The sequence below is a fragment of the Niabella soli DSM 19437 genome (genome assembly GCF_000243115.2).
Taxonomy (GTDB): domain Bacteria; phylum Bacteroidota; class Bacteroidia; order Chitinophagales; family Chitinophagaceae; genus Niabella; species Niabella soli.
This window is the reverse complement of record NZ_CP007035.1, coordinates 4,175,327-4,187,495: the sequence shown is the minus strand read 5'-3', so window position 1 is coordinate 4,187,495 and position 12,169 is coordinate 4,175,327. Positions and strand designations below refer to the sequence as shown.

Annotated in this window: 6 protein-coding genes; 1 reads left to right on the top strand and 5 read right to left on the bottom strand. The window is 44.8% G+C overall.

Annotation, left to right across the window (positions count from 1 at the left end):
- Window positions 1-65: 65 nt before the first annotated feature.
- The 5 genes from NIASO_RS17560 to NIASO_RS17540 all read right to left on the bottom strand — a co-directional run bounded on the left by NIASO_RS17560 (window position 66) and on the right by NIASO_RS17540 (window position 10,085).
- Entirely contained in the window at window positions 66-3,584 is a 3,519-nt protein-coding gene (locus NIASO_RS17560; protein ID WP_008588177.1) for a VCBS repeat-containing protein, read from the bottom strand.
- 167 nt (window positions 3,585-3,751) lie between these two features.
- Entirely contained in the window at window positions 3,752-4,135 is a 384-nt protein-coding gene (locus NIASO_RS17555; protein WP_008588175.1) for a hypothetical protein, read from the bottom strand.
- A gap of 31 nt (window positions 4,136-4,166) precedes the next feature.
- A complete protein-coding gene (locus tag NIASO_RS17550; protein WP_008588172.1) occupies window positions 4,167-4,892 on the bottom strand; it encodes a DUF3823 domain-containing protein in 726 nt (241 codons plus the stop codon).
- 22 nt (window positions 4,893-4,914) lie between these two features.
- On the bottom strand, window positions 4,915-6,819 hold the full coding sequence (locus NIASO_RS17545; RefSeq protein ID WP_025299104.1) for a RagB/SusD family nutrient uptake outer membrane protein: 1,905 nt from the start codon (window positions 6,817-6,819) through the stop codon (window positions 4,915-4,917).
- A 65-nt stretch (window positions 6,820-6,884) separates the two neighbouring features.
- Complete coding sequence (locus tag NIASO_RS17540; protein ID WP_008588170.1) at window positions 6,885-10,085, bottom strand: SusC/RagA family TonB-linked outer membrane protein; 3,201 nt, start codon at window positions 10,083-10,085, stop codon at window positions 6,885-6,887.
- 438 nt (window positions 10,086-10,523) lie between these two features.
- On the opposite strand from NIASO_RS17540, the gene NIASO_RS17535 reads away from it, so the two are divergent.
- The gene (locus NIASO_RS17535) at window positions 10,524-11,882 is read left to right on the top strand and encodes a M20/M25/M40 family metallo-hydrolase (protein ID WP_008588167.1); all 1,359 of its coding nucleotides are present in this window, start codon (window positions 10,524-10,526) and stop codon (window positions 11,880-11,882) included.
- Window positions 11,883-12,169 lie beyond the last annotated feature (287 nt).

Below are 12,169 nucleotides of genomic sequence, written 5' to 3'. Positions count from 1 at the left end.
CTTGTCCGAAGTGTTGACAACGATGCGGAGTAACCTATTTAATTTCCTGTATGTTACAACCCTACTCACAATACTTTTCGTTTAACGCCTTTGAAGTCGGTAATAATTATTTGTCGCATATTACTGTCTACCGGAAGCGATCTTGAGGATTGAGACAGGTAAGTGGAGCCATAATAAAATTCCATCTTCCTTGTTTTTCCATTGTCTAACAAAACAGCGGCAGAAAAATCGCCCGGCAATAAATGGATCCATTTTTTTGGAGTAGCTGCTTTTACGGGATTAGCCGCAAACAGCAATAAGCTATCCTGGTTTTGAGTAACTATAATTGCTTCTGCATCACCGGCAGTATGAATTGCAGCAATTCCTTTTCCATCCCCTTTTACGAAAAAGCCGCTGGCCGTCACCGTTAAAGGAGTAAAGGAGCCCGCACCATCGCCCAAAAGACATAAGCCATTGAACGCATCATGCCTGCCGCTGTAAGGATCCATACCATAATCGTTACCCGTCAGTAAAAGATCGGGATTACCATCATTGTTTACATCTTTTGCCAGCATGCCATAAACGGGCGCCTCCTGTGCCTGCATACATAAGGGCTTCGCCGTAAAATGCCCTTTGCCGTCGTTTTCAAAATACATCGTGCGCATTTCAGTGGCCTGCAACTGTATTGCTCCCGCGCGGTCTTTTACCGGCCACAGTTCGTCCATAGACGCCGCCCCATAACTTTGAAAACTGGGGTATCTTTTTCTCATGCTCAGCACCTGCCCTGCAAGATCGTCCTTGGTGCACATCGGGAAAGGCTTTCGTGTGCTATCGGTTATCGCAGCCCTCATATAACAAAAAACGATCGGATCGAGCGACCCGTTGTTATCCATATCCTTTGCCAACAGCGTCATGGGCTCTTTTGCCGAGGCCTTATAATTACTGTTCAGTCCCAGGTTTCCCGCCACATAGTCCATGTCGCCGTCATTATCAAAATCAGCCGCCACAATGCTGTTCCACCAACCCTTATATTTTTCAAGACCGGTAGACACGGGTACAAAAGAAGTGCCTGTGTTCCTTAAAAAAGTTGGCGCCATCCATTCCCCCACCACCACAAGATCTGTTTTCCCATCATTGTCAAAATCGGTAAACAGCGCATCCGTAACCATTCCGAGATTGCTCAGTTGCGGACAACAGGCTGCCGTAACGTCCACAAACTTTCCATGATCATTTTTTAATAAAAAACTCCGGGGCGCCTGCGGGTAGGCCCCGGATACACTACGACCGCCGACAAAGAGGTCGAGCCAGCCATCGCCATCGAAGTCCGCTGCGCGCACACAGGAGCCATTGGCCGTATCCACAGGTAGCGCGCCGGTTGTCTTGATAAATTTTCCCGAGCCGTCATTTATAAAAAGCCGGTCGGAAGCAATAACGTTACCGGGTGGAATTTCGTAGCTGCCGCTCACCAGGTATAAGTCGGGTTTGCCATCATTATTGGCATCAAAAAGCAATGCCCCCATATCTTCATATAAGGAATCGTCCTTTTTCAGAAGCCTTGAACTGTCCGGAATAAATTTTCCTTTTTCATTTTGCATAAAGAAAATACCCGGCGTGCCCGAACTTCCGCCAATGTAAAAATCATCATACCCGTTACCATCAATATCCTCCACGGCAATACCCGGCCCATACTGACTTAACTTATGCGGCAGGGTTACCTGGATATCATAATCGACAAAGTCTTCTTCATTATGCCTGTATTTTATAGCATAACGGGAGGCGGCGTTCACCAATAATGAAGTATCCAATACGGTTGTTACCCGTATGTTTCCCTGTAACTGCGCGTCTTTATAGGCTATTGTGACCGATTGATTAACGGGGATATTTTTTAACACCTGCATCTTTCCATCGGGCCATTGTACCCTGATGGAATCAACATTCTTTGCACTTCCCAATCCAAAATGCGCTCTTGCATCATCTGTGGAAAGATAGCCCCGCGCAGGATAGTGCTCGTAATACAACTGTTTCCCCGCATAGTATAAATGCAGGGTAGCGCCGATGCCCGGGCTGTTTCTGGGATTGCCGTTTAGTGTTGCTGTTAAATAATTGCCTGCATTTTTATTACCCGTATTTTCATAAATAAAAGCCGGGCTATTCAGGTTATTGATGATAACATCCAGGTCGCCGTCATTGTCCAGGTCAGCATAAGCCGCGCCATTTGAAAACGAAGTATTCGTAAATCCCCAGTCTTTGGATTTATCGGTAAAATTAAGCCCGTCAATATTCTTAAAAGCATAATTATGAATATTCACAACCGGCAGTAATGCTGCATTCTTTAAAGAGAAATTTTCGCTGCCGTCCCGGATACCATTGTTATAGGTTATATAATCCAGATCCGTGACATCATGGGGAAGGCCGTTCGTAATGATCAGGTCGCGATAGCCATCATTATCAAAATCCGCTACCAGCGGGCACCAGCTCCAATCGGTCTGGTATACATTCGCCATATAAGCTATATCGCTGAAAACCGGGTGCCCCAATGGCGTTGGCCCCGAATTCAACTGCAGCACATTATGCACATACTGATGGGTGTATCCGTATTTTCCCGCATTGGTATAATTATAGTACTCATTACCGCCAAACATACGTTTCTTGCGCATATTATCTTCCGGCTGCATTTCCAGTGAAATAAGATCCGAGTAGCCGTCGTTATTGATATCCACGGCATCCGTTCCCATGGCATACCAGGCAGTATGTTTAAAATAGCTGCTTAACTGATCGCTAAAAGTGCCGTCCTTATTATTGATATAACAGATATCGTTGGCAACAAAATCATTCGACACATAAATATCCGGCCAACCATCCCTGTTAATATCAGTAATGCTGGCTGCATGCCCCCACCCTTCAATGGTAATACCCGCTTGCTTTGACACATCTGTAAAGGTATTGTTGCCATTATTGCGATAGAGGCGGTCCGTGTTCCGGGCGGACCCATCCGTAACCTTCGGGCGAAAGCGGATCGGTGTTTTCGGGTCATACAGCTCATTGGTTACTATGTAAACATCCAGGTCGCCATCTCTATCATAATCAAAAAAATAAGCTTGTGTGCTAAACCCTGTATCAGCAAGGCCGTATTCTTTTGCCGATTCTTTAAACACCGGAATACCCTTTGCATTAAGCCCCTGATTGATGTACAATAAATTCGTCCTTTTTTGTATATCGTTTTTCATGAAAGAGGCACAAACATAAATATCGGGCCAGCCGTCGTTATTGATATCGGCTACAGACACGCCCGTACACCACCGGCCTGCACCTTCCGTTCCTGATTCCCGGGTAATATCGGCAAAATGCAGCCCGCCTTTGTTCAGGTATAGTTTGTTCGACACCCTATTGGCGGCGAAATAGATATCCGGCAGGCCGTCACGGTTAAAATCGCCAATACCTACTCCGCTGCCGTTGTAAATATTGGCCTGGCTTAAAATATTAAGACTATCTGTTTCGGTAAGCTGGTTATTAAACGTAATACCCGTTTCTTTGGAAGGCAGCAAACGGAATAATGGAGACTGGGCCCTGCTGCCAAACAAAGCACCCAAAAATAAAAGAAACAATATTCCGCACTTTTTATTTAGCAAATAGTACATGTGGCTAAAGCAATAACAGCTAATAAAGTTAAACACAATTATTCTTACAGGCCTGAAAAGGCCGGTACAATAGTTTGTAACCGGCCGGAATGATCTTTATAGATGAAAATTTACAGAAATTATTTTTGAAATCTTCAATTAACACTAATAGATTGTGAAGAGCTAAAATCAACATTTAAAAAATAAGCTGAAGAGCCGTAATAAGACTGATTTCCTGCATAATACCAGAAGCTATAGGTACCATTAGGATCATTGGGATTAGGAGTGTAATCCACATAAGCTGAAACGTTATAATAGGCGCCCGAAGAAACCGTTGCATTGCTTGTGGAATGCGGTTGAACAGTTACCGAAGTATAGAATCCGCTCGAATTAGAAATTGAAAACACGGCCGGGTAATAAGTACTATTTGAACAGGTAATTGTTATGTCATAGGAACGCCGTTGTTTTAAACTTAAATTAGATGACCCATTTGCAACCAATGCTGCAATTACAAATACAACAACAAATAGATGTTTCATAAAACAAAATTTTCAGGTTATTGAATAGCGTTTACAACGAAACTTTTGTTACGGGAGAAAAAATCATATCCTCCACTCCGGCAATCTTTATTCCCATCCGGGCAAAAACATAGTTTTGGGTAACGGGCATCGCTGGTATCGCTACGGAAAGGCTGATATTGTTAGGGTCGGCTATTGTAGTTTGCTTCATTTGCGCGGGGGAACCGTCGGCATTTACCATGATCTGATCCGAAATATTAGAAACAAACGTGGTTTTATTGAGGTAAATTGCTACAAACTCTATGTTGCGGGCATTGGCATCCGTAACAATTTTCTCTGCCTTAAAAGTACCTACGATATTCGTTCCCGATTTTGAAATTTGCGGGTTGCGGATCATATAGTAGGGCGTCACCGGAACGTCTACCGTCATATTGTTGTTAACGGTCACGGATAAACTATCAGGGTTGCCAGCGGCCGTCTTTTTCCATAAAAACGGACCCTGGCCGCTAGGAATGGTCAGCTTATAATTTCCCGCAAATAAAAGCTCAGAAAAGCCGCCGCTTTGCGTAAACGTAAGGTTGATTGGCCCTACTTTGCCCAATCCGTATTGGTAGAGCTGCAGGGGTACCTGGTTATCCGCCACACCGATAGAATCGCCATTATATACCAGCCTTCCGGTTAAAGTGACGGATGGCGCGGGCGTGTTATCATATTTCTTACAACCATACATTGCTGACATTGACAACACAATCAGGCATATAAATGATAATGGTTTCATCTGTTTATTTTTTATTGTTTAATTAGTTGTTGGGGTTGGGCACTATTTTCGGGTTGTTGGAAATAATATTATTATCAATCTTAGAATAATAGTTGCCCAACCTGAACTGCCGGGCGGCAGTAACAGCCTGCGGCAGCACAATTTTAAAGATCCATTTACCATTGTTGGCATTGCCCGGGTTGTAAATTTTGTAGGGCCACAAACCATAAGGTTGTGTATTGCGCTTGGTGGAGGTCCCGATATTAGAAAGCAGATCAGCCTGCGACATAGGTACACCATCCCACATAGTGGTGGCCAAACGCCAGCGTTTCATGTCCCACAAAATATGTCCTTCAAAGGAAAGCTCGGCCCGGCGCTCGTGCACGATCCGGTCAAAACTGATTTGCGCAGGTGTAAGATCGACGGTAAAGCCGGCTCTTCTCCGGATCTGGTTAATATACCCTGCTGCCACGTCAGGCTGCCCCAGTTCAAAAGCTGCTTCCGCTGCATTTAACAAGACCTCGCCAAACCGGTACCTGATATAAGGAACCTCACTACCCGTTCCTCTGCCGCCGCTACCCGGTGCGGGGTCCATATATTTTCTTACATAAAACCCGGTTTGTGTTACGAATTTAAGTGAAAGCGGTCCATCATTCCCTACTACCTGCACAGGAGCACTTGCCCCGGGAGGTGTTAACAATTGTCCCGCGGAGTTGCCGCTAAAAATACTGCCATTCGGCAGAATAAGTCCCGCCCAAATATCGGTAGGATATTTAAAATTAGAACCCGGCAACATAACAGTGCCTGCGAGCCGGGCATCTCTTCCCGCGAAAGCCTGTATCGGAGTACTATAAACAATGGGATTGCCGCTTCCATCAGTAATGGGTATAGGCGCAAACGTGTTATCCAGCTTTTCAAAGGATTCTACCAGGTTAAGGGATGGATTCAACCGGCCCGATTCTCCCGCTTCTTCCGACTGGTAATGGGGCTGATTTCTTAAAGTATAAGACTGTGTTTTTGTGGTTTTTAATTTATAATCCTTTATAAAAATAGTTTCAGGGTTACCATTCTTATCGGTAAAGAGTTGCGAAAAGTTCACAGACAAATCATCCGGCCTTTTCATATACAAACTATACTTATTGGCACTTATAATTTCCTGTGCCGCTGCAAGCGCTTTTTGATAGTAGCCGTTTGCCATGGACTGCGGAATACCCACTTCGCCTCCGGGCAGCGATACCCCGGGCGTACTCACTCCATATTTTGCAATTGATCCGGCGAACAAGGCTGCACGGGCTTCTGTAGCCAGCGCCGCCGCCTTTGTAGCCCGGTCTTTAATGGTGGCGTCATCGGGTAAATTATTTTTTATTGCCTCCATTTCGCTAATTACAAAATCATAAATATCCGACTCCTTGCTCCTGGGGACCTGGAGTTTCGTAACATCATCACCCACGTTATAAGACATCGATTTAAGAATAAGGGGTACCCCGCCCATGCGCTTCACCAATTCAAAATAATAGCTGGCCCTTAAAAAACGGGCTTCTGCATTGAACCTTGGTTTAGCGGCCAGAATGCCGCTGGCATTGGAAGAATCTAACCGCTCAATAAACAAATTCAGGTCCCTGATATAACCATAGTCCCAGGCGCTCCATTGCCCATAACCCCAATTAGTGTTTTGAACAGAGCTTAAGTTGTCGTCCGACGGAAAGGCTTCGCCAAAATCAACAAAGTTTGCCCAATCATTCAGATCACTTCGGTCGCTATTCGTATTTACCTGGTCATTTTCACGGTCGTACAAATCAGCCAAAATGGAAACTATTGTGGGTTGATCGTTAAAGGACTGATCCACCGGAAGAATCCCGATTGGCGGCACATCCAAAAAGCTTTTATCGCTTTTGCAGGCGGCAAATATTATCATGATCATCAGGGCGCCTAATAATATTCTTCTCATTTTTATATTTTGTGTAGTCATTTTAAATTTATTTTTCATTCAATAGTACCAACAGTATCCGGCCTTTAAAAAGTGAGATTAAAACCAAAATTGAAGTTCCGGGTTTGAGGATACTGCAGGCCATTGGTGCCCTGTACCTCCGGATCTACATTGTACTGTTTTAAATTATCTAATGAAAACAGGTTATAGCTGTTTACAAAAATCCGTCCACGGGTAGCCCCGACTCTGCGCATCCAATCTCTTGCAAAACTGTAACCCAGTTCAATGGTTCTTGCCCTGAGGTATTTAACGTTATGTGTCCAGAAAGTGGATGTTGTGGAGTAATTGCTAAGTCCCGATTGGTCCGAAAATCTGAGTGCAGGGTATTTGCCCGGTATCCAGGGGCTGTTGGGGTCCCTGAAATCTTCCCGGTGCCAACGGTCGGTAAAGATCGTATTCAGGTTGCCCTGATTCTGAAAAGGCCAAAGCGCCTCCCATTGTTGGGTCCAGGTGTAACCGGCTGCGCCCGAGAGAACAGCCACGAAATCAAAATTCTTATAGTTTAAAGAAAGATTAAATCCAAAATTATAAAGTGGCTGACCGGTGCCGGTACCTATCGGGCGTTGATCGTTAATGTCAATTTTACCATCGCCATTCAGATCCTTATAGATCAGATCGCCGGGAAGCAGCGTTTTATTTCCCTTGCCGTCAATATCCACCGGGTAATTATTGATCTGATCCTGTGACGTAAACTGTCCGAGGGCAATATAGCCCCAGGTTTGGTCGGCTCTTCTGTAACGCCCCGGCGTATTGTTCCCACCCGGGAAATATTGGTCTAAAGAGTTGTTCCACCTTGGTGCATACACATCACCATATTTCGGTCTTGCATAAGAGAAATTAGCGGCTACGCTGTAATTTAGCGGTCCAAAATTATTCCTGTAGGTAGCCGACATTTCATAACCGGTAATGATCTCCGAATTCAGATTCTCCTGTGGCAGGTTAAATCCAACTTCCGAGGGCAACAACACTGTGTATTTTGAAGCCAGGAGGCCGGTCTGTTCACGTCTGAAATAATCGAAAGTAGCAGATAGTTTATTATTGAAAAGCGCTACATCCATACCCAGGTTAAACAGTTTGGATTTTACCCATGAAACATTTGTAATTGGAAGTCCTCTGTCTCTTGAACCTGGTGTAAATTGTCCGCCAAATACCGCGCTGCCCACATTATAGGTATAGCCCGGCACATAAGCAAAGTAAGGTATAAGTGGATTAAAATATCCCATCTGTCCTGAATTTTTATCGGTAGCAACAGTAAGACCATCCTGCCCCAGCACCGCATAGGAGCCTCTGAATTTCAGATCGGAAAGCACTGATCGTCCGCCCAGGAGGTTCTGAATAAATTTTTCCTGCGTAACCCGCCAGCTACCGGAAACGGAAGGGAAATAGCCCACACGATGATCCGGAGGAAACAAGCTGGACAAGTCGCGCCTGCCTGCCAGTTCCAGGTAATATTTATCTGCATAATTATAGTTCAGCCGGCCCACATACCCGATCCGCGCCAGCGTTTGATCCACATCATTATATTGATCTGCCTGTGAAAAATAGATCAGGTCCAATGTATTTAATGGCGGAACCGAATGGATCCAGTTCATCAGGTAATGCTCATTGATCCGCTCGTTTACCAAAGTGGCTTCGATAGTGTGCTCACCAAACTTGCGGTTATAATTCAGTTTAATATTTGTTGAAGTGGTATAATCATTGGTTTGCCTTCTTTCCCGCCAGGGATTCGTACTGCCCCCTGTACGGTTATATTGAGCGGTAGTTGGATCATAGGTATAGGTATCATAGGTAAACTCATGATTGTTCAGCATCTGGTTCTGCCAGTAATAGGAATACAATCCGCTGATGGTGAGGCCCTGGATAAAAGGCACCTGGTATTCGCCCGTTAAGTTGATCCGTATTCTTTTAATTTCATCCTGGTATTTACCGGAATGTTTAAAATCATCAAAGGCCCAGTTCGATTCGTCATTTGAAATATGGTTCAGGTAATTGGGGTTATCGTTGGCATAAGGCCTTTCCGTGGGCAGGTTTCTTAAAGAAGCAAAAAGCCCCTGCCAATAATCATCCACACCCGGCACGCCGGGGTTTTGCGTTAATTCATCATTACCGAAGATCTCCGTTCCTACTTTTAATCCATTGGCAATTTTTGCCGAAACATTTGATTGGATATTGGAGCGCCTGAAGGTATACTCCCGGCCTAACAATGAATTTTGAAAAAGATTGTTTGCTGAAATGTAGTAAGTGATCTTATCACTGCCGCCCGTCGCGTTCACATTGACGCTGGTTAGCGGAGAGTTCTTTTTAAAGATAAAGGAGGGCCAGTCAAAGCTCTTGTAGTTAAAACCCGTATCCGCCTTGTATTTCGCCAGTTCCTGGTCTGTAATATCTGTTTTTCCAAAAACATTTCCGGAGGTCCCTGAATTTATCTGGCCCTCAGCTTTGTAACGCATATAGTCATAGGCGCTGGTAAGCACTTTTGCAAACCGGAACATATTCTGAATGCCATAAGAAAGGTTAGCAGAGATGGTGGATTTTTGACCCAGCTTTCCTTTTTTGGTGGTCACCAATACCACGCCATTAGCGCCACGCAAACCATATACAGCAGCAGATGCGTCCTTAAGAATAGAAATGGATTCTATATCTTCTCCGTTTAAGCTGTTAAAGGAGTTTTCGTCGGACTGCACCCCGTCTATTACATATAAAGCCGGACCAAAATTCCTGATCTGCAGGCCCGCAGCAGCGCCCGGTCTTCCATCTGCCTGCCTAAAAGAAAGCCCTGGCAATTTACCTGCCAGCGTATTGCTGACCTGGCTGCCCGCATGCGTATTACCAATATCTTTTGATGAAATTGAAGCTACCGACCCACTGATTGCTTCCCGTTTCCTGGTTCCATACCCGATTACAATCACCTCCTCGCCTGCTTTTATTTCCTGGGTAAGCTGCACCTTCAATTCCCCCGTCCCTGCAAAAGCAACCTCTTGTGTTTTATAACCCGCGTAGGATACAATAATAGTTCCATCGCTGCGGGTGCTGTTTAATGAAAACCTTCCGTTTGCATTGGTACTGGCTCCAATACTCGTTCCCTTAATGGTTACGGAAGCACCTGATAAGGGCGCTCCGGCCGAGTCCGTCACTGTTCCCGTAATCGTTTTGGTTTGACCAAAGGCAACGCAAACGGATACCATCATTATAACAGTCAGTGATAATTTAACGAGAAATTTACTCATATTCAGGCATTTAAAAATTGAAATTGTTATTTTCCTGTTCCGGGAAAACGCGGCCTCTCCGGCAATTCACTTGTAAGAACACATACCCCTGCCGGCAAACCTGTAAGGTTCGTTTATGGCCTTCTGTGCGCGTCTGCTAATCCTGATTTAAAGGCGTGGATCTGCTATCCCTAAAATTTATTTGAAGCTGCAAATACAATCGTCACTATTCTAATCGCTATTTGTTAAAACAATATTAAATCAGTTTTCAAAAAATAAAACGCCATTTTGTCTCGATTTTTCCTCATTTTGTCTCAAATAATTGCCGGGTTGATAAATGCTGGAAGCAGTCTGCCCTGTATTCATCTGAATCTAAATCCCCCATTATTGCAACCGGCTTTTCGCTATTTTTGATTACTCCAAGCTGCATGAAGATCAAAGCATACTAAAAACATAGAAATGAAAAGCGGTTTTGTCCTCCTGTCAATCCTTGTTTTTACGGGTACTATTGCCTGCGCCCAAACGATCATCCGTAAAGACCCCGTCATTGAAAAGATGGTGGCCGCCGTTTCTTCGGACTCTTTAAAGGGCTATGTTCATTCGCTGATCAGATTTAAAACAAGGCATACCCTAAGTGTCCGGAACAATTCCAAAGAAGGCATCGGGGCAGCTCAAAAATGGGTGCTTGACCAATTGCAGCAGTTCGCAAAAAATTCCGGCGGGCGGTTATCAGCCTATCTGGATACCATCACGTACCAGCCGGACGGCAAACGGGTAAACAAGTCCCTTACCCTGGGCAATGTTGTAGCGGTATTAAAAGGAACTGCACCAAAAGATAAACGCATCTTTATGATGACCGCTCATTTAGACAGCCGCCGCACTGATGTGATGGACGCCGTGGGGGTTGCGCCCGGAGCAAACGATGATGGAAGTGGCGTGGCAGCCATTATGGAATGCGCCCGTGTCATGAGCCGGGAGGCTTTTCCTGCCACCATTATTTTTGTGGTTACTTCCGGCGAAGAGCAGGGACTGCTGGGCGCTACATTTATGGCCGGTAAAGTAGCAACGCAAAACTGGCCGTTGGAGGCGCTGCTGAACAATGATATTATTGGCAGCAATAACAGCAATGAAACCAATACTATCAACAATACTGAAGTGCGGGTTTTCAGCGAAGGCATTCCGGCAACCCTGTCGGCTGCAACTGCCAGGGAGATCAGATCCTACGGATTGGAAAATGACGGCGCCGCCCGGCAACTGGCACGATACTTTAAAGAAGTGGGCGAACGGTATGTTGATAATATGACCGTAAAATTAATTTACAGGAATGACCGGTTTTTGAGGGGCGGCGATCATAGTCCTTTTGTAGAGAAAGGATATACCGCGGTACGCATCACTGAAATGAATGAGAATTTCACACATCAGCACCAGGATATCCGTACCCAAAACGGGATCCAGTATGGTGATCTTCCTGAATTTATGGACTTTGAATACCTTAGAAAGAACACAGCCCTGAACCTGGCCACACTGGCCAATCTTGCCAGGGCCCCGGCAAAACCGCAACAACCCGGGTATATAATGAAAGGCCTGGAAAATTCCACTACCCTGCAATGGGATGATCCGGCGACGGGCAGCAGCTCCGGTTTTTATTTACTGATGCGCGAAACCAGCAGCCCGGTTTGGCAAAAGAAATTTTTCACCAAAAACAAATCGATTACCGTTCCTTACTCAAAAGACAATTATTTTTTTGCAGTGCAGGCAGTTAATACAGAGGGCAACGAAAGCCTGCCGGTTGTAGTAAAACCGGCATCAAAAAAATAAACACTCGCTTACGTTTGTTCAATATTATTTTTCCCGTATGTGTGTAACTAAGCCAAATAATTGCCGTCAATAATTTTCCGTTTATTATCTTTGCGCCGGCTAAACTTTAAACCGCAATGTCGTTTTTTCCAAAAGCAAAGATGCTTAACCCCTTTAAACTAACCCGATCAAATACTGAGGAGATCATTCTTCTTATTGTATATATTATTGTTGGATGTGGATTGGGATTTTTGATCGGTTGTGCTATTGAAAATATGTCATTCTGACAACACTACAGCACCTTTTTA